The sequence below is a fragment of the Halorubrum sp. CSM-61 genome (genome assembly GCF_003781945.1).
Taxonomy (GTDB): domain Archaea; phylum Halobacteriota; class Halobacteria; order Halobacteriales; family Haloferacaceae; genus Halorubrum.
Genome location: NZ_RJJW01000009.1, coordinates 51175 through 67896 on the forward strand (window position 1 = coordinate 51175; position 16722 = coordinate 67896).

General features: G+C 66.3%; 23 protein-coding genes. 13 read left to right on the forward strand and 10 right to left on the reverse strand.

The window, feature by feature from the left end:
- Positions 1–17: 17 nt before the first annotated feature.
- The 3 genes from EDM04_RS14860 (at position 18) to EDM04_RS14870 (ending at position 1873) form a co-directional block, all read left to right on the forward strand.
- The gene (locus EDM04_RS14860) at positions 18–854 is read left to right on the forward strand and encodes an alanyl-tRNA editing protein (RefSeq protein WP_123623457.1); all 837 of its coding nucleotides are present in this window, start codon (positions 18–20) and stop codon (positions 852–854) included.
- Positions 855–927: 73 nt separating this feature from the next.
- Positions 928–1248, forward strand: a complete 321-nt coding sequence (locus EDM04_RS14865) for a transcription factor S (protein WP_123623459.1) — start codon at positions 928–930, stop codon at positions 1246–1248.
- Positions 1249–1315: 67 nt separating this feature from the next.
- Positions 1316–1873, forward strand: a complete 558-nt coding sequence (locus tag EDM04_RS14870; RefSeq protein WP_123623461.1) for a hypothetical protein — start codon at positions 1316–1318, stop codon at positions 1871–1873.
- A gap of 1 nt (position 1874) precedes the next feature.
- On the opposite strand, the gene EDM04_RS14875 is transcribed toward EDM04_RS14870, so the two are convergent.
- The 3 genes from EDM04_RS14875 to EDM04_RS14885 form a co-directional block, all read right to left on the reverse strand.
- A complete protein-coding gene (locus tag EDM04_RS14875) occupies positions 1875–2450 on the reverse strand; it encodes a hypothetical protein (protein WP_123623463.1) in 576 nt (191 codons plus the stop codon).
- A 118-nt stretch (positions 2451–2568) separates the two neighbouring features.
- Complete coding sequence (locus EDM04_RS14880) at positions 2569–2940, reverse strand: methylglyoxal synthase (protein WP_123623465.1); 372 nt, start codon at positions 2938–2940, stop codon at positions 2569–2571.
- 97 nt (positions 2941–3037) lie between these two features.
- Positions 3038–4963 carry a beta-CASP ribonuclease aCPSF1 gene (locus EDM04_RS14885; protein WP_123623467.1) on the reverse strand — a complete coding sequence of 642 codons (1926 nt, stop codon included), beginning with the start codon at positions 4961–4963 and terminating at the stop codon, positions 3038–3040.
- A gap of 228 nt (positions 4964–5191) precedes the next feature.
- Between EDM04_RS14885 and EDM04_RS14890 the strand changes: the two genes are divergently transcribed.
- Positions 5192–5701 carry a hypothetical protein gene (locus EDM04_RS14890; RefSeq protein WP_123623655.1) on the forward strand — a complete coding sequence of 170 codons (510 nt, stop codon included), beginning with the start codon at positions 5192–5194 and terminating at the stop codon, positions 5699–5701.
- A gap of 2 nt (positions 5702–5703) precedes the next feature.
- Here the strand turns inward: EDM04_RS14890 and EDM04_RS14895 are convergent, their stop codons facing one another.
- The 6 genes from EDM04_RS14895 to EDM04_RS14920 form a co-directional block, all read right to left on the reverse strand.
- Positions 5704–6606 (reverse strand): SDR family oxidoreductase, encoded by a 903-nt coding sequence (locus EDM04_RS14895; RefSeq protein WP_123623469.1) that lies wholly within the window; start codon positions 6604–6606, stop codon positions 5704–5706.
- A 51-nt stretch (positions 6607–6657) separates the two neighbouring features.
- On the reverse strand, positions 6658–7110 hold the full coding sequence (locus tag EDM04_RS14900; protein ID WP_123623471.1) for a GNAT family N-acetyltransferase: 453 nt from the start codon (positions 7108–7110) through the stop codon (positions 6658–6660).
- 77 nt (positions 7111–7187) lie between these two features.
- Positions 7188–7988, reverse strand: a complete 801-nt coding sequence (psmA, locus tag EDM04_RS14905; RefSeq protein WP_123623474.1) for an archaeal proteasome endopeptidase complex subunit alpha — start codon at positions 7986–7988, stop codon at positions 7188–7190.
- A 4-nt stretch (positions 7989–7992) separates the two neighbouring features.
- Positions 7993–8472 carry an Rpp14/Pop5 family protein gene (locus EDM04_RS14910; protein ID WP_123623476.1) on the reverse strand — a complete coding sequence of 160 codons (480 nt, stop codon included), beginning with the start codon at positions 8470–8472 and terminating at the stop codon, positions 7993–7995.
- A gap of 7 nt (positions 8473–8479) precedes the next feature.
- On the reverse strand, positions 8480–9106 hold the full coding sequence (locus EDM04_RS14915; RefSeq protein WP_123623478.1) for a class I SAM-dependent methyltransferase: 627 nt from the start codon (positions 9104–9106) through the stop codon (positions 8480–8482).
- Positions 9090–9845: an RNase P subunit p30 family protein gene (locus EDM04_RS14920; protein WP_123623480.1), complete on the reverse strand. Its 756-nt coding sequence runs from the start codon at positions 9843–9845 to the stop codon at positions 9090–9092. Before EDM04_RS14920 ends, EDM04_RS14915 begins: the two co-directional genes overlap by 17 nt.
- Positions 9846–9937: 92 nt before the next feature.
- Between EDM04_RS14920 and EDM04_RS14925 the strand changes: the two genes are divergently transcribed.
- From EDM04_RS14925 to EDM04_RS14955, 7 genes are all read left to right on the forward strand, one after another.
- Positions 9938–10222 (forward strand): DUF357 domain-containing protein, encoded by a 285-nt coding sequence (locus tag EDM04_RS14925; RefSeq protein ID WP_123623482.1) that lies wholly within the window; start codon positions 9938–9940, stop codon positions 10220–10222.
- 100 nt (positions 10223–10322) lie between these two features.
- A complete protein-coding gene (locus tag EDM04_RS14930) occupies positions 10323–11000 on the forward strand; it encodes a type 1 glutamine amidotransferase domain-containing protein (protein WP_123623484.1) in 678 nt (225 codons plus the stop codon).
- Positions 11001–11349: 349 nt separating this feature from the next.
- Positions 11350–12516, forward strand: a complete 1167-nt coding sequence (locus tag EDM04_RS14935; RefSeq protein WP_123619147.1) for an ISH3 family transposase — start codon at positions 11350–11352, stop codon at positions 12514–12516.
- Positions 12517–12817: 301 nt separating this feature from the next.
- Complete coding sequence (locus EDM04_RS18850) at positions 12818–13843, forward strand: TaqI-like C-terminal specificity domain-containing protein (protein WP_277424152.1); 1026 nt, start codon at positions 12818–12820, stop codon at positions 13841–13843.
- Between the two features lie 2 nt (positions 13844–13845).
- Positions 13846–14526 (forward strand): hypothetical protein, encoded by a 681-nt coding sequence (locus tag EDM04_RS14950; protein WP_123623486.1) that lies wholly within the window; start codon positions 13846–13848, stop codon positions 14524–14526.
- 37 nt (positions 14527–14563) lie between these two features.
- Entirely contained in the window at positions 14564–14692 is a 129-nt protein-coding gene (locus EDM04_RS18995) for a hypothetical protein (RefSeq protein ID WP_277424150.1), read from the forward strand.
- Between the two features lie 56 nt (positions 14693–14748).
- Positions 14749–14970, forward strand: a complete 222-nt coding sequence (locus tag EDM04_RS14955) for a restriction endonuclease (RefSeq protein WP_123623488.1) — start codon at positions 14749–14751, stop codon at positions 14968–14970.
- A gap of 126 nt (positions 14971–15096) precedes the next feature.
- Here the strand turns inward: EDM04_RS14955 and EDM04_RS14960 are convergent, their stop codons facing one another.
- Positions 15097–15537, reverse strand: a complete 441-nt coding sequence (locus EDM04_RS14960; protein WP_241154939.1) for a type IV pilin — start codon at positions 15535–15537, stop codon at positions 15097–15099.
- A 473-nt stretch (positions 15538–16010) separates the two neighbouring features.
- Between EDM04_RS14960 and EDM04_RS14965 the strand changes: the two genes are divergently transcribed.
- Both EDM04_RS14965 and EDM04_RS14970 read left to right on the forward strand, forming a co-directional pair.
- Entirely contained in the window at positions 16011–16241 is a 231-nt protein-coding gene (locus EDM04_RS14965) for an AbrB/MazE/SpoVT family DNA-binding domain-containing protein (protein ID WP_123623492.1), read from the forward strand.
- Positions 16242–16616, forward strand: coding sequence for a PIN domain-containing protein (locus EDM04_RS14970; protein ID WP_123623494.1), 375 nt, complete (start codon positions 16242–16244; stop codon positions 16614–16616).
- Positions 16617–16722: the final 106 nt, after the last annotated feature.

Genomic DNA, 16722 nt, shown 5'->3' on the forward strand with positions numbered 1-16722 from the left:
CACCGCAACGACCAGGTATGACCGAGGAGCTGTACCTCGCGGACGACGCGGTGACGACCTTCGAGGCGACCGTCGAGCGCGCCCTCGACGACCGGGTGGTCCTCGACCGGACGCACTTCTACCCGACCGGCGGCGGGCAACCGCACGACACGGGGACGCTCCGGGTCGCGGACGCCACTGACCGGCGGTGGCGCGTCGTCGACGTACAGAAGAAGGACACCGTGTACCACACACTCGAACCGGCGGGAGATGCCACCACCGCGGCCGACCCCGACTCGGCGACCGAGGCCGTCGCGCCGCCCGAGCCCGGGACGACCGTGGTGGGCGAGGTCGACCCGGCGCGGCGGCGCGCGCACTCCCGGTATCACACCGCACAGCACCTGCTCTCGACGCTGCTCTTGGCGGAGTTCGACGCGCGGACGACGGGGAACCAGCTCTACGACGACCACGCGCACCTCGACGCGGCCTACGAGCGCTTCGACGACGGCGACCTCGAGCGGATCGAGGACCGACTCAACGAGCTCGTGGCCGACGAGCGCCCCGTTCGGAGCTACGCCATGGACCGCGAGGAGGCGGAGGCGACGCTCGACACCGACCGCACCCGGATCGACCTGCTGCCCGCCTCGATCGCGGAGCTTCGGATCGTCGAGATCGGCGGGGTCGAGAGAGTGGATACCGACGAGGACCTGAGCGACACCGGCGCCGATCCCTACGACCGCACCGCCTGCGCGGGGACCCACGTGAGAAACACCGCCGAGATCGGCGAGGTCGTCGTCACCGGTCGGGAGACGAAGGGAAGCGACGAGGAGCGCGTCCGGTTCGCGCTGGCCGAGCACGTCGACGGCGGAAACTGACGGCGGCGGCACGAAGTCGCACTCCTCGGCCCGCGATCCCGCCGTTTATATACGATCCGCGGTTGGTTCCGCCATGAAGTTCTGCGACGAGTGCGGATCGATGATGAAGTCCGGCGAGGGCGAGGACCACTGGGTGTGCGACTCCTGCGGCCACGAGATCGGGCGCGAGGACGGTGACGACCAGTGGACGACCGAGTCGCAGGTCGAGTCGGAGATCGTCGACGTGAGCGACGCGGAGGACAAGGGGCTCCCGCAGACGACCGCCCACTGTCCGGAGTGTGGAAACGACCGCGCGTACTGGTACATGCAGCAGATCCGCTCGGCCGACGAGTCCGAGACCCGATTCTTCGTCTGTACCGAGTGCGAGCACAAGTGGCGCGAAGACGACCACTGAGCGCCCGAACCGCCGACGACCCCCGATCGCCGCTTCCTTTTAGGTACCTCGGCGGCGAACGCCGCCCATGGAACCGCCCGTCGTTCCGCCCGACCGCCTCGACGGCTGGCGGCGCGTCGACGAGGCGACGGACCGGGCGTTCGCCGCCGGCCCCGTCTCCGTCGACGCGAGCACGGTGCGGTACGAGCGCGCCGCGTCGACCCCTCCGCGCCCGTTCTGCTTCGCGAGTCGCCTGCGGATCCGCCCGGCGACCGCACCGAACCCGGCCCTCACCGCCCTCGTTGAGCGGCAGGCGCGGTCGGGGTTCCGAGACCGGCTCGCCGAGCGCGACATCGAGAGCGTCGAGCACCGCGGCGACCGGGAGATCGCGATCGACGACCCGGCGGCGTCGCGGGCGACGCTCTCGACGTTCCGCGGCGTCGCGCGCGCCGCTTCCGAGGACGGCCGGCCCGTGCCGGTCGAGGCGCTGCTCGCGGTGTGGTCGACCGACGAGTACCTGCTCGGCGGCGGCGCGTATCCCCTCGACGGGAGGTCGTATCCCTCGGGGAGGGGGCCCGCGGACGCGCGGCGAGAGCTGCTCGGGATCGTGCGGGGGATCGGGCCGCCGGTCGACCGCGACGGGTGAACTAGCAGGGCACCGCGCCCGCGCTCGATCCGATCGGCGACCCGTCGTCGCGGTACTCGGAGTCGCCGATCGACCCCTCGAACATCGGGAGCCGCAGCTCGTAGGCGTACAGCACGTCGAACGCCGCGAACGGGTCCACGCCGTTCGCGATCGCCTCGCGCGCGGTCAGCCTGACCCCCGCGCCGAGGACCACGATCGGCTCGCCGTCGAGCGTCCCGGCCGCCTCCAGCCCGAACTCGTTTCCGGCGGCCGGGTCGGTCAACACTGAGAGGTGGACGAGCGCCTCGATCGCGGGGCCGTCCCCGCCGATGGAGATCGGGTACCCCTCGCCGGTGAAGCACCGCGTCGGGGGATCGACGCGGTCGGCGGGGGCCTCGTCGATTCCGCCGTTCGAGCCCACCGTGGCCGCGTCACCCGCACTGCCCGCGCTCGCGTCGGCCGCGACCCCGTCACTGCCGCCCGGTGCCGCCGCCGCGGCGCCGACGACCCCCGCGCTCGCGACGGTCGCCACGACCAGGAGGAGCGCGACCGAAATCGCGGCGGGGGCGGTGAGTCGGGACTGGGAGCGGCGCGTCATCGAGAGAGCGTACGCTCGGACGGGGTAAAAACGACGCGGGGTCGGTTATCCCGCCTGATACTCGGGACGGCGAGGGACGGAGTACGTCAGACCGCGACTGCGAACGCCGCTCCCGCGGTCACGGCTCTTCGAGGAGTCCGTCGACGAGCAGTTCGGCGGAGGCGACGTTCGTCGCGAGCGGGACGTCTTTCACGTCGCAGACGCGCAGGAGCGCGGAGATGTCGGGCTCGTGGGCCTGCGCGGTGAGGGGATCGCGGAGGAAGACGACGCCGTCGATCGCCCCGTCGGCGATCCTCGCGCCGATCTGGAGGTCGCCGCCGAGCGGTCCGGAGGCCTGCCGGTTCACCGCAAGTCCCGTCTCATCGGCGATGCGTTTGCCCGTCGTTCCGGTGGTGACGAGTTCGCACTCGCCGAGCGCGTCGGCGTGGGCGGTGACGAACTCGACCATCTCGTCTTTCAGCTCGTCGTGAGCGATGAGCGCGATTCGCATAAACGGACGGTCGCCACGGCGGCGCTTAAAAACTCCCCTCGGCGCGACGCACGGTCGCTCGACCGTGGTCCCGCCGATCCGAAAACGGAGCGCGAATCTACTTAAACCGGAACGTCTCCAGGTTCTTCGGCGCGAACGTCCGCATGTTGTAGTCGTGATACAGCGCCGACGAGAGGTCCTGTACGGAGCGCTCGTCTCCGTGGACGCACAGCACCTTCTCGGGGCGCGGGTTCATCGTCTTCACGAAGTTCTCTAACCCCTGCCGGTCGGCGTGGCCGGAGAAGCCGTCGACGACCTCGGTCCCCATCTCCAGCGTCAGGGTGTCGCCGCGGCCGCCGCCGCCCCAGCCGTCGACCGGAATCTCGTCCCAACCGTTCTGGATCCGGCGGCCGAGCGTCCCCTGCGCCTGGTACCCGACGAACACGAGGTTCGAGTCCGGCTCGGGGCCGATGTGGCGGAGCCACGACATGATCGGTCCGCCCTCGATCATCCCGGAGGTGGAGATGATGATGCACTCCTCGCCGTCGGCGACGTCCTGCCGTTCGTCTTCGCCGCCGTCGATGTGGTTGAACTGCTCGGCGAGGAACGGGTTCTCGTCGTCGTGGAAGATCCGGTCGCGGAGGTCGTCGCGGAGGTACTCGGGGTAGGTGGTGTGGATCGCGGTCGCCTCCCAGATCATCCCGTCGAGGTGGACGGGCATCTCCGGGATGTCGCCGTTCCGCATCGCCTCCTCCAAGACGAGCATGATCTCCTGTGACCGCCCCACCGCGAACGCGGGGATGACGACCTTCCCGCCCTGCTCGTACGTCTCGTTGATGACCTCCTTGAGCGCCTCCTCGGAGTCGGCCTGATCGGTCTGGTAGTCGTCGCGGCCGCCGTAGGTGGACTCCAAGACGAGCGTCTCGACGCGCGGGAAGTCGTTGACGGCGCCGTTGAACAGGCGGGTGTCCTCGTAGTGGATGTCACCGGAGAAGGCGACGTTGTAGAGGCCGTCGCCGATGTGGAAGTGGGTGACGGCGCTGCCGAGAATGTGGCCCGCGTTGTGGAAGGTGAGCTTCACGTCCGGCGCGATGTCGGTCACGTCGCCGTATTCCAGCGGGATCGTGTGTTTGATCGCCTCGCGGACCTGCGCCGACTCGTAGGGGGGCGTGCGCCCGTCCTTCGCGGCGACGTCGAGGTAGTCGAGCGTGAGCAGGCCCATCAGGTCGCGGGTGGGCTCGGTGGAGTAGATCGGGCCGTCGTAGCCGTACTTGAAGAGGAGCGGGACGAGCGCCGAGTGGTCGAGGTGGGCGTGCGTCAGGATGACGGCGTCGAGGGTCGCAGCGCCGGCGCCGAGCGCCTCGGGGACTTGGAGGTACGGCACCTCGCCCTCCGCGCCGGGCTTGTCGCCGCAGTCGATGAGGATCCGCGTCTCGGGCGTCGAGAGGATGAAGGCCGCGCGGCCGACCTCGCGACAGCAGCCGAGCGTCGTGATCCGGACCCACTCGTCGTCGGACATCTCCTCGCGGTGGATCTGCCGGCCGACGCGTTCGAGGATGTCGCGTCGCTCCTCGCGCTCGTTCTTCAGGAAGCCGCGCACGTTCGAGACGGTGGAGGACTCGATCGGGGGCGTCCGAACGACCTCGGGGGTCCAGCCGACCTCCTGGGTGATCTCCCGGAGCGTCGAGCCGCGGCGGCCGATCACCATGCCCGGCTTCTCGGCCTCGATGACGACCTCGCCGGTGTCCTCGTGGAAGTCGAGGTCGGTCACGCCGGCCTCTTCCGGGATCACCTCGCGGACCTCTTCCTCGGCGCGCGCCGGGGGAGAGAGGGCGCTCGGGTCCGGGCGGACCGTGATCCGCTTCCGGAGCTTGGAGGCCAGCCGGCGGATCAGGTCGCCGTCGCCGGCGAACTCCTTGGGGTCGCGCGTGTACACGACCAGTTCCGGTCCCTCGTATTTCACGTCGGTGACCGTGATGTCGTTCGGAATCTCCTGTTCGATCTCTGATTTCAGGGTATCGAGTTGCTTATCGACTTGACTCATATCTCACCGCGGGTCGCCGCGATCGCCGTCGCCGTCGAGTCGTCTCGCGTTCCGGTACGCGACTCGGCGCCGAACGGTCGACCGTGACGGGGTAGGCATAGTGGTAGTACTGTCCGTAGGTGGTACCGTGCGGGAACAGCCGGCGAAAACCCGCTTAGCTGATGATTATCCCGGTCGTTATAAAACCCTTCGCAAATGGCAAACCCCCTCCCCCCGAACGGCGAGTGCATGCGAATCACGCCCGAGACGGTCCGCGACGAACGCGAGTGGGTCCGCGAGCGGGCTCCGGTGATCGTCCCCGCGATCAACGAGACGCGCGAGCGACTGGGTCGGCTCTTCGAGACCGAGGTCGCCCCGGTCCCGCCCGAGAGTTACCGACGCGAGGTCGACGCGGTGTTCGCGGACGGGGAGGTCGCGGTCAACGTCGCCGGCTGCGTCGCCCTGCTCCGCGAGCTCGACGTGGCGGGCGACTACCCGGGGTTCGTCGTCGACGAGGTCCTCGGCCGCGAGCTGGCGGCGACGATCGCCGGCGGCCGCCCCCTGTCGCTGCTCGCGCAGGCGACGTTCCACGTCGCCGACGTGCACGTGAGCGAGGACGCGACCGTCGACGGCGCGGGCGCGGCCGGCGCCGACGACCTCGACGCCGCGCTCGCGGCGGGATTTCAGACGCGGCTTCCCGGGTGGGAGTGGCGGGAGGGAGAGAGTCCGTTTGCCGTGAGGCCGCCGGTCGACGACTGAGGTCAGCTCGTGAACTTCCGGACGAACTCGTACCCGCGATCGAGCACCGCGTCGGGGAGGAACCGCGCGAGCACCCCGATCCGTGCGACCGTGCCGGGCTGGACCCGCGCCGGCGGCTGCGTCGCGCTCGCGGCGTCGACGATCGCGGCGGCGACGGCCTCGGGCTCTATCGCTCCGGGGCCGTCGCCCCCGATCAGCTGCGTGTCCGCGAAGATCTCGTAGAACTCCTCGTAGGCGCCGGAGCGGTCGAGTCCGGAGTCGTCCGTCCGGGAACCGTCGGCCGCCTCGCCGTCCGCGTCGCCGGTGCCCGCCTCTCGCTCCGCGCGCTCCGAGAAGCTCGTCTTGACGGGGCCGGGCTGGACGACGACTACGTCGATCCCGAACTCCGCGACCTCGTTGCGGAGCGCGTCGGACATGGCCTCGATCGCGAACTTCGAGCCGCTGTACACGCCGCCGCCGGGGAACGACAGCCGGCCGGCGACGGAGGAGAGGTTGACGATCGTCCCGTCGCGCTCGCGGCGCATTCCGGGGAGGACGGCCTTGATGAGCCGATGGGGGCCGTACACGTTCACGTCGAACTGCTCGTGGACCTCGGCCGTCGGCACGTCCTCGACCGGCCCGAACTGGCCGTAGCCGGCGTTGTTGATCAGCGCGTCGATCGCGCCCTCCTCGTCGAGGATGCGGTCGACGACGCGGTCGATGTCGCTCTGGTCCGTGACGTCGAGCGTCGCCAGTTCGCAGCCCGCCTCGCCGAGAGTCTCGATGTCCGCGGGGTTCCGCGCGGTCGCGTACACGGTCCACCCCTCGTCGAGGAACGCGCGCGCCGCTGCGCGCCCGATGCCCGAGGAACAGCCGGTGATGAGTACCGTCTTCTGCACGCGTCGTGCGTCGGTCTCCGGCGGCATAACTCTCCCGACCGGCGGTCCGTCGCCGGCGCCACGTCCGTCACCCGCCGACTACAGGTCGCCGGCTCGGACCCACATCCCCTTCGAGGCCGGCGCGGAGCGCTCGAACCCCCACCGCTCGTAGAAGCCGTCGACGTCCGCCAAGAGGTTGACGTACGCGCCCTCCGGCGCGTTCGCTCGGAGCCACGCGACCAGCGCGTCCATCATCGCGGTCCCGATCCCGCGACCCTGATGCGGCTCGGCGACCGCCGTGTCGGAGACGTGGAAGACCGACCCGCCGTCGCCGACGATCCGGGCCATGCCGACCGGCTCGCCGGACGCCTCCTCGACGACGTGAACCCCGTACGTGGTGTTCGGCAGCCCGCGCGCGACCGCCTCGCGGCTCCGCTCCGCCATCCCGGCCTCCCGGCGGAGACGGCGGAACGCCGCCACGGACGGCGGGGACTCGCGGAGCGCGTACCCTTCGGGAACCGACCGCAATCCGACGGCGTCGCTGTCGCTCATACGCGATCGACGCCGTCGAACGAAATAGACGTTCCGAGCCGGCACCGGGGCGGCCGCACGGAGAGTGGACCGACGGGCTACTCCTCGTCGGAGCTCCCGTCGTCGGCCTCGGCGTCCGCGTCGTCTGCGTCGCTCGCCTCGCCTTCCTCCTCCGGAAGCAGGTCGCGGTCGGCGAGGATCGCCTCGATCTCGTCGGCCGATCGCTCCGTGTACGCCTCGTCGACCGTGATCGTGGCGACGCCGACGCCGTCGGGCGACAGCTCGCCGTCGTTCGACTGTGCGAGGGTGTCGAGCGCGAGCGCGACCGCCTCGTCGACCGAGAGGCCCTCCTCGTACTCCTCCTCGAGGTAGTCGCGGAGGTCGCTCCGGTCGGAGCCGATCGAGAGCGCCTGCCACTCGTAGGGGGTGCCGGACGGGTCGGTCTCGAACAGGCGCGGCTCGCCGTTCTCGATCCCGCCGACGATCAGCGCGACGCCGAAGGGGCGCGCGCCGCCGACCTGCGTGTACTGCTGGATGTGGTCGGTGATGTTCTTCGTGAGCGTCTCGATGCCGATCGCCTCGCCGTAGCGCAGGCGGTTCACCTGCGCCTGCCGGCGCGCGAAGTCGATGAGCTGGCGGGCGTCGGCGACGTGGCCCGCGCTCGCGACGCCGACGTGGTCGTCGGCCTTGTGCAACTTCTCGATGCTCTCCGGCTCCATCAGCGAGGACCGGGCGCGCTTGTCCGCCGCGAGGACGACGCCGTCCTCGGCGCGGATGCCGACGCTCGCGGTCCCGCGTTTCACCGCCTCCCGGGCGTACTCGACCTGATAGAGCCTGCCGTCGGGAGAGAAGATTGTGATTCCTCGGTCGTACGCCTGCTGTTGGGATTGGCCCTGCATGATATCACTCGGTGTCGAATCTCGCCGCGCCGACGTACCCCGACTCGGTCCGCACGTCGCGCGCGTCGCCGCGCACGACCGCGGACCGCTCGGCACCCTCGAACGCGACGTCTCGCTGTGTCGAACTACCGCCCGCGCGACCCATATATCTTTCCTCACAGGCACGTACCGTCCCCGAAATCCCGCGAACGCGGATCCCGACGGGGTCGTCGTCGACCTCGCTGACGCAGCCGATCACCGCGCGCGCGTCGTCGACGTGTCCGTGACGGGCCCGGACGATCGCCTCGCCCTCGCCGTCGGCGTGCGAGAACGAGAGGAGTGTGAGGTCGGCGTCGGCGCTCCCGGCGTCGCCGAGGAGGTTGCCCGCGGCGTACCACAGCGCGCGCTGGAACGCGCGCCGCCCGAGGTCCGCGTCGGGCCACGTCTCGATCCCGACCGCGAGGTACCGCCAGCGCGGCCGGAGGTGTTTGGGGAGGTGTTTCACGGCCGGATCACCGGTCCGCCAGCGCCGCGCCGCGCTCCGCGACGATCACCGCCACCTGATCGTGGACGCGCTCGACCGCGGTCACCGCGAACCCCTCCGCCGTGAACGCCTCGACGAGGGTGCCGACCGTGGCGGGGTCGTCGACCTCGGGGCCGTAGAAGGGCGCGCCGGGGTCGGGGTCCTCGAAGAAGGCCACGTCGCCGAGGACGATCCGGCGCGCGCCCGTGGCGGCCATCACGCGGATCGCCTCGCGCTTCTCGTCGTCGGCGAGGTGGTGGAGCGCGAAGTTCGAGGTGACGATATCGATCCGCCGGTCGGAGTCGACCTCGGGCTCGCGGAACTCGCCGTACGCGAACTCGACGTTCGCGAGGCCGCGCTCGTCGGCCTTGCGGCGCCCCTCGTCCATCATCCCCTCGCTGATGTCCCGGGCGAGCACGCGCTCCGCGTCCTCGGCGACGGCGAGCGCGATGGCGCCCGTGCCGGCGCCCAGATCGAGGACGACGTCGTCGGCGTCCGGGTCGGCGTAGTCGATAACGAGGCTCGCACAGGCGTGGTACTCGTCGCTCTTCGAGTCGTCGTACTCGGCGGCCTTCTCGGAGAAGCGCGCGGCGTGCTCCTCAACCGTCTTCTTCATACCTGCCACGTCGGACCCCCGGCTCTATGAAGGCCTCGGAGCGACGCTCCCGGTTTCGGGCCGCGATCTCGCCCCACGCTCGGAGCCCCTCCCTGACCCACTCGGCGTCGAACCCGACCGCCTCGGCCGCGGCGACGACCTCGCGCGGCGCCCGGAGCTGGAGGTGCGACCGCGGGTTCGCGCTGACGACGTGGGGCGCGTCGTAGTAGGTCGCGATCTCGCGGAGCTTCCGGAGGTCGGCCAGCGCGCGGACCCGCTTCCCGCCCGTCGCGCGGAACAGCGGGCCGAGGTCGAACTCCACGTGGACCCCGTTGTCGCGGGCGGCCTTCGCGAGGACGTGGTTGAAGTCGCCGGAGCCGTCCATCGGCCGGACCAGCACGTCGACGCGGGGCTCCTCGACCGCGAACCGGTTGAGGCCGTCGTCGCCCCCGACGACGCAGACCACGGTGCGCTCGGGCCGGTAGTTCCCCACCGCGCCCGAGGCGCTCGTGGCGTCGTCGGCGTCGATCTCGACCGCGTCGACGGCGTCGATCCCGTATTCTTTGCGGAGGGCGGCGGCCTCCGGGGACCGGTCGCCGACCGCGCCCCCACCGCTTCCGGAGCCGCCGGCGTTGCCGACCGGCTCGAGCGCCTCCCGCGTCCGGACGACGACCCCCTCGTACCCGTACTGCGCCGCGGTGGCGGCGTGGCGGGCGGCGGTCGCGTCGCCGTCGGGGCGGGCGTGGACGGCCTCGTACATGCCCGCCCGTTTCGGCTCCGGGGGTATCGAGGTTGCGTTTCCAGTCTGCGCTCCGCCGACGGGTTTTTGCCCCGCTCTCCGGAACAGCTCGCATGGCCGCGGATCTCGAGGAGAAGACGGACCGCTACGAGCGGATGCTCGCCGACGCGCTCGCGCTCGCGGAGCCCCGCCCGCCCGCCGACACCCCCCTCGGCGAGGCCGCCGCCGACGTGCTGGAGATGGCCGAGTCGTACTTCGAGGACGGGCGGCACTTCCGCGACGCCGGCGACCCCGTCAACGCGCTCGCGTCGTACTCGTACGGCTACGGCTGGCTCGACGCCGGCGTCCGGATGGGGCTGTTCGCCGTCCCCGACGACACGGAGCTGTTCACGACCTGAACCGGTCTCCCCTCCTAGCGGCTTATAAACCTCGCGACGCCCCTCGTCGCTTCCGGGCGCGGGCGTCTTTTACGTCGAGCGCCCCAACGTGGTGCCACGCATGACCGAGGCGCTATTCGTCGTAAGCGAGGAAGGGTACTGGGCCGAGGAGTGCATCGAGCCGCTGACGACGCTCGAATCGGCGGGCGTCGACGTGACGGTCGCGACCCCCTCCGGGTCGCCGCCGGTCGTCGACGAGCGGTCGCTCGACCCGGAGGCCGCGGGCGGCGAGGAGCGGGTCGCGGAGCTCCGCGAGGTCGACGAGGAGCACCCGGAGCTCAACGACCCCGAGCCGATCGCGACGGTCGACGCCGACGGCTACGACGCGGTCGTGTTCCCCGGCGGCCACGGCACCGTCTGGGACGTGAACCAGGACCGGCACGCGCGCCAGCTCTTGTTCGACGCGGTGGCGGGCGAGGAGGGCGTCGCGCTCGTCGTCTGTCACGCGGTCGGCATCCTCGCGTTCACCCGCGAGGCCGACGGGACGCCCCTCGTCGAGGACCGCTCCGTCACCGGCTTCCCGAACGCGTGGGAGGAGGACATCGTCGACGAGCACGACGTGATGCCGGACGGCCGGAAGCTCCCGTACTGGGTGGAAGACGAGGTCGTCATCGCGGGCGCCGACTGGGACGCCGAGCTCGACGCCGACACGAGCGTCACGGTCGACGGCGACCTGATCACCGCGCGCGGGCCGGGGTCGTCGGCCGAGGCGGCAGAGACGCTGCTGGACGAACTGTAAGCGAACCTCGAACGCGACTATAAATAGACGCGAAAGCGGCGTGCCGACTTTCCCGACTCTTTGAACTCAGCAGGCGAGATCTGTCGCTCCGGCTCCGGCCAATACAGGAGCCGTGGCGAGCGATAGCGGGAGTAAGTATTGCAGATCGGTGGCGGCGAGTGAGTGTTTAAACCGACTGTGAGCGACGGCGACGATCGCTTATAAAGAACAACGCGGTGGCGCGCCCCGGTGAGCGGCCCGTAGGGCCGCGAACCGACGGTGCGAGGGAGTCGCTGGCGGCTATCGCCGCCAGCGACGAGGCTCAGTACATCACAAAGCCGGTTAGTTGAGACGTCTGCTTGCTGAAGGTGTGTCTAATACCAAGCAAGCAGACGGTGAAATTCACGAGGACCAGCTTCTTAACTTCCTCGTCAACTCCCTTGACGAGGAAGTTGCCCTCACACTCGCTGAAAACGCTGAACTCGATGCTGAAGACATCTACGAGGTCCTCGTCGGCGCGTGCGCCGACGGGACCTCGGTCTCAACGCTCTGTGAGAAAAGCGAAGATGCTCCCCACGAAAATTCGGTTCTCTACCATCTCCGCACCAAGTTCGATCTTGAGACGCTCGAACAAGTCGGAAACGCGCTCCTTCAGAAGGACGTCCTCGACGTCCTTCCCCAGCAGGTGGAGGTCGTTTCAGACCTCCACCTGCGGCCCTACTACGGCGACGAAGATGGGACAGACGGCTTGTATCACTCACAAGCGAAGCGTGGAACGACTGCGTTCCACGCCTACGCCACACTCTACGCGCGTGTGAAGAACAAACGCTACACGCTGGCGGTGCGCCGTCTCGAAGACGGCGACACCGCCAGCAGTGTCCTCGCAGAGTTTCTCGGTATCCTCGACGGCCTTGACCTCGAGGTCAAGGCCGTCTTTCTTGACCGCGAATTCTACGACAGCAAGTGTTTGACGCTGCTTCAGGCACACAACCACGCCTACGTCATGCCGATCGTCCGCTGGGGACAGACGATCAAGCAAGAACTCTCGGAAGGCTGGAGTCGCGTGATTCAACACGACATGACGGCGAAACTCGACGGTCACAGCTGGACCGTCGAGTTTCCCGTCTACATCGACTGTACGTACCAAAACGGACGGTACGACGAACATGGAGTGGCGCGTCACGGCTACGCCGCTGACGCGCCGTTCATCAATTCACCACGAGACGCTCGATACCACTACGCGAAACGCTTTGGTATCGAGGCCAGCTACCGACTCTCCGAGCAAAGTATTGCGACGACCTCGACACAAAATCCGGTCGTACGGCTGCTGTACGTCGTGGTGAGCTTGTTGTTACAGAACGTCTGGCGGTATTTACACTGGGAGTACGTGGCGACGCCCCGCCGTGGAGGGCGTCGCCTCTGGAAGTGGTCGTTCAAGGAGTTCATCAACATGATTCAACGGGCAGCGTGGACGGCCCTCGCGACGCGTCGGGCCGTCCCCGCAAACCGACCACCAGACGACCGGTTTACTCGCTAATCTCCGACCGGGCTAGCCTCCGCCAGGAGTGGCGACGCTGTCGCGTCGGCGGCAGCCGCCGCCGACAGCGACAGCTCTCCGTCGGTTCGTCGACGATCTTCTCGTCAAGACCACCCAGCACAACCGCTCCACCACAGAACTCAGGCTTCAGAAACAGCTAGCTGAGGATGCTTTGTGAGGTACTGAGTTTGAATCATGTCTTGGACTAACCCCTTATGACAAACACCAGGGCCATACAGAAGACCAGATAGATAATCGAGTATTCCATTCTACCGAAAAAGAGTCAGAGGACCACCATAGAATTACCACCGGAACTGGAATTAGGCGATATAATATTTCTTGGGAAGGTGGGGAATGGATCAGATATGGAGAGCACTTGGGAGCAGCTCGTGAGCGTCGGTTTTTCACGGAACCACGTTGTGTCGTCAGACAAATAATTTCTACAGATGGTCGCGGAATTTGTGCTGCTTATTCCGAGGAGGAACTGTTCCATACACAGGTTGGATTCGTTCTACTTCCAAAGAAAGGACAGAGTGACCTCGCAAAAGCAATTGTAGGACTTCTCAATTCGAAAACAATCGCATTCTATCACAGGAAGAAGTACCTAGACGAGAATAAGGAGGTTTTCCAGAAGATATTGATTCAAGATGTCGTGGAGTTCCCGCTACCAGATGCTTATTCACCAGATCGACTTGTCGCAGCCGTTGAGGACATTCAAAAATTAGTTGAAAAGCGTCATCAGTTGAATACAGAAGCATATGATTACTTTTCAACGCACGAATTTAGCCACCCGATCGATGAGTTTGGTTTGATACAACCACCTCAAGAGAGGATAAAACAACTAGGTAAAACAAAATCAGATCTACACAGCCTCCGCCTTAGTGATGTTGCTGTGGACCGCGAATCCCCAAACGCTGTCTTGATAAAGGCCACTGCTCGTCACAAGCCGGATCCGAATAAAAAAGGAAAAGACGCTTACACTGAGACCGACCTCCTACCGGCGTTCCGAATCACGGACCTCACGGAGCGGGAGGCGGACCTGATCGAGCACTTCGTTCCGGTCGCCGTCGACGAGGCGGGCGGGTTCGCGAACTTCCGGGAGACGGCGACGAAGACGAACTCGCTCGTCGATCGGCTGAAAGCGATCGAGTTGCCCGACGTCGACGACGTGGCCGACGATCTGGAGAACTACTTAAAAACGACAGAGCGCGCCGAGGAGTTAGACGCCAAGATCGAGCAGACGGACGAGCTTATCGACGAGATCGTCTACGAGCTGTACGGGCTGGCTGAGGAGGAGATCGAGATCGTCGAGGAGGCGGTTAACTGACGATGGTGAGTCGCGATCCGGCCGAGTTACGCGAGGAACTCGAAGACGTGGACTTCGACGGCGACCCAGAGCAGCTCGCCGAGTTGCGCTCGGAGGCTCGCGAAACTGTCGATGCACAGCGTGAGACGCTCAACGACATCGATACGAAGGCGAGTAAGATACTCCGGCTTAACGTCGCACTGATAGGGATTCTCATCTCTGTGCTGTCCATCGCGATCCAAGTCGGTCCCGACTCCGAGACGGGACTCGGGAACGTCGAGCCGTTCGTAAACGTCTATACGGAGATCGGACTCGGTGCGCTGGTCCTTTCGACCGCCTTCGCAGCGATGACGTACACCGCGTCGGAACTCGATGTCGGTGTGAGTTCCGAGAATCTCACCGGGCTACTTAAAGCCGGCTTCACACGGGAAGAGACCGAAGAGCTGCTCGTACAGAACTACATCATGCGGATCAACTTCAACCGGAGTACGAACCTCCGGAACATCCCGTTGATCCAGTTGACGATCGTTCTGATCGTCTCGGCGATCGTCTCGTTCGTGCTCGGGCTCTACCACGGTGTCTCGGGATCCGTTCCGATCTGGCTCTGGCTGCCGTCGATCGTACTGCTCGGCGGAGTCGTCGCGGTGTCCGGACTGGTCACGCAGGTCCGTCGAGCGATCGCTGACCTTCGAGAGTGGCGCTGACCCAACGGTTATACACCTCACCGTATAAGTCGGGAGTATGAGCGCAGAAAGTGAGGAACAATCTGACCGAGAAAAGGCGCGTGAGAGCCTTCGTAGCGGCGGCGAGCGGGTCTCAAAGGGTCGCCAGCGTGACAGCGACGACGCTGACGACACTGACGACACCTGATCGGCCCGGCTGTAGCCGAACTGCGTGTATTCAATTTTCGACAGTTCGAGACGGCGATGAAGACGAACTCGCTCGTCAATCGGGCGAAGGCGATCGAGTTGGCGGCTGTCAACGGCGTGGCTGACGACATAGAGAACTACTTAAAACCGGAAGAGCGTGCCGAGGAGTTAGATGCGAAGATCGAGCAGACGGACCGGCTCATCGAAGAGATCGTCTACGAACTGTACGGGCTGACTGAGGAGGAGATCGCGATCGTCGAGGAGGCAGTGGGGGAGTGAGGAGAACAGCCGAAATGGCCGCGGTGAGTTCGACTTAGCGACTATTCAGGAACGCTGTGACACGTCATATCACGGGTATCAGTATCGTACGCGATTAAAAAAAATCGGTAACGCTATTGGCTCAATTTAGAAATTGAGAGTTTCGTCCGAATCCATTTGTAGATCCTGAACCTCAAGGGTCCGATCGAGAAGAATAGAATCACTGGGAGTGTGAATCACACGAATTCGGATTTCCTCTTGTGCATCACTACCGCCACCGAAGTCGGCCGATTCTATGTCACCAACGGTAAATCTACTGCTGAATACGCTGTTGTTCTCTGCTTGAGCACTGTTATTGTTGCCAGTAATCACGATACGCATAGATTCCGTAGCTATTTCATCACCGCCGCTGTGCTCAAGACTGAGTGTTGCGCCATTGGCATCATCCTCGGTGACATCTGCATTGATCTGCGCCGTCGGCTGATTGTCTCCGAGCGAGTCGCCCAGACCCAGCACGAACGTCCCGATGACGGCGGCCAGAATGACTGTAATTGCGACCATCAGAATGACCCCGATCACGGGACTCACTGCGCGGTCGTCCGTGTTGAACAGATTGCTTGGTTTCATAGTTTGAACCCAGCGGTCCACCGAGGAGCGAGCCCGCGAATCGCGCGTCGTCGTCGACGCCGCGGAAACCCCGAACCCGTTCCGATCGGTTGCTGGTTACGTGCAGAGATGGCGACCTCGCTTATGTACTTATTGGCATGAATATCAACGCCGAAAATTGCGCGCAACGGCTCAGCACGCTCCGATTGAGACAGTGACACGATCGACGCCGACTGCTGTGTGCGGCTGTCACGCGACGGAAGTCGGACCCTCGAGTGCCTGCAACGCGTATGCCTCCGTCACATTCGACTACGCACGGAACGCTCCCGTACTCGCCGATCGTCCTGCCATTTCGTCGATCGGCGTTGGGGACGCGAAGGACTCGTCGAACCTGTTGGTGGGTGTATTTCTCGATCTGGGGAACGATTTTGTATCTACCCATCGTACAGGAGCGTATGTCCGACGCCACGCTCGACGACCGTGGGCGGCTGACGCTCCCGAAGGAGATCCGAGAGCGATACGGCGATCGCTACCACGTCGTCGACCTCCGCGACGGGATCAAGCTGATTCCCATTTCCGACGACCCCCTCGACGCGCTTCGAGACGAGTTCGCCGACGTCGAGAAGACGGCCGAGGAGCTCCGCGAAGGCGCTCGGAAAACGGCGCTGGACGAGGCGGGACGCTGAATGTACGCCGAAACGGACTTTCTGCTCGCGCTGATCAAAGACGAGGACTGGCTGGGTGACGCCGCCGAGGCGGTGTATCGAACCCACCGGGACGAGCTCTGGACCTCGCGGTTCACGCTCATCGAGCTGCTCCTGGTCGCCTACCGCGAGGACCGCGACACCGAACGCGTCGTCACGAACGCGTCGAGGCTCGTCGAGGTCCGCGGCGACGTCGATACGGTTGTCGCGGCGGCCACGTACGTCGAAGATCACGGCTTCACCCCGTTCGACGCGCTCCATCTCGTCGAGTCCGACGGCGACACGATCGTTTCGAGCGACGGCGCGTACGAGGGGTTCGCTCCGCGACTCGACCTCCGAGCGGTGTCCGAGGAGTGATCGGAGCCGGTGGCGTCCGCCGCCGCCCGAACGGCGCCGGCCCGACAGCCGGATCCCGACGCGACACCCGGAGCGCGCCTCCGCAACCACTAAACGCGGCTCGCTC

Bases quoted from the DNA above. Each gene is read 5' to 3' on its own strand.
- EDM04_RS14950 (WP_123623486.1), top strand. From the start codon at position 13,846: ATGGTGAGTCGCGATCCGGCCGAGTTACGCGAGGAACTCGAAGACGTG.
- EDM04_RS14870 (WP_123623461.1), top strand. From the start codon at position 1,316: ATGGAACCGCCCGTCGTTCCGCCCGACCGCCTCGACGGCTGGCGGCGC.
- EDM04_RS14920 (WP_123623480.1), bottom strand. From the start codon at position 9,845: ATGTACGAGGCCGTCCACGCCCGCCCCGACGGCGACGCGACCGCCGCC.
- EDM04_RS14880 (WP_123623465.1), bottom strand. From the start codon at position 2,940: ATGCGAATCGCGCTCATCGCTCACGACGAGCTGAAAGACGAGATGGTC.
- EDM04_RS14885 (WP_123623467.1), bottom strand. From the start codon at position 4,963: ATGAGTCAAGTCGATAAGCAACTCGATACCCTGAAATCAGAGATCGAA.
- EDM04_RS14970 (WP_123623494.1), top strand. From the start codon at position 16,242: ATGTACGCCGAAACGGACTTTCTGCTCGCGCTGATCAAAGACGAGGAC.
- EDM04_RS14895 (WP_123623469.1), bottom strand. From the start codon at position 6,606: ATGCCGCCGGAGACCGACGCACGACGCGTGCAGAAGACGGTACTCATC.
- EDM04_RS14865 (WP_123623459.1), top strand. From the start codon at position 928: ATGAAGTTCTGCGACGAGTGCGGATCGATGATGAAGTCCGGCGAGGGC.
- EDM04_RS14925 (WP_123623482.1), top strand. From the start codon at position 9,938: ATGGCCGCGGATCTCGAGGAGAAGACGGACCGCTACGAGCGGATGCTC.
- EDM04_RS18995 (WP_277424150.1), top strand. From the start codon at position 14,564: ATGAGCGCAGAAAGTGAGGAACAATCTGACCGAGAAAAGGCGCGTGAG.
- EDM04_RS14930 (WP_123623484.1), top strand. From the start codon at position 10,323: ATGACCGAGGCGCTATTCGTCGTAAGCGAGGAAGGGTACTGGGCCGAG.
- EDM04_RS14965 (WP_123623492.1), top strand. From the start codon at position 16,011: ATGTCCGACGCCACGCTCGACGACCGTGGGCGGCTGACGCTCCCGAAG.
- EDM04_RS14860 (WP_123623457.1), top strand. From the start codon at position 18: ATGACCGAGGAGCTGTACCTCGCGGACGACGCGGTGACGACCTTCGAG.
- EDM04_RS14955 (WP_123623488.1), top strand. From the start codon at position 14,749: ATGAAGACGAACTCGCTCGTCAATCGGGCGAAGGCGATCGAGTTGGCG.
- EDM04_RS14890 (WP_123623655.1), top strand. From the start codon at position 5,192: ATGCGAATCACGCCCGAGACGGTCCGCGACGAACGCGAGTGGGTCCGC.
- psmA (WP_123623474.1), bottom strand. From the start codon at position 7,988: ATGCAGGGCCAATCCCAACAGCAGGCGTACGACCGAGGAATCACAATC.
- EDM04_RS14875 (WP_123623463.1), bottom strand. From the start codon at position 2,450: ATGACGCGCCGCTCCCAGTCCCGACTCACCGCCCCCGCCGCGATTTCG.
- EDM04_RS14900 (WP_123623471.1), bottom strand. From the start codon at position 7,110: ATGAGCGACAGCGACGCCGTCGGATTGCGGTCGGTTCCCGAAGGGTAC.
- EDM04_RS14915 (WP_123623478.1), bottom strand. From the start codon at position 9,106: ATGAAGAAGACGGTTGAGGAGCACGCCGCGCGCTTCTCCGAGAAGGCC.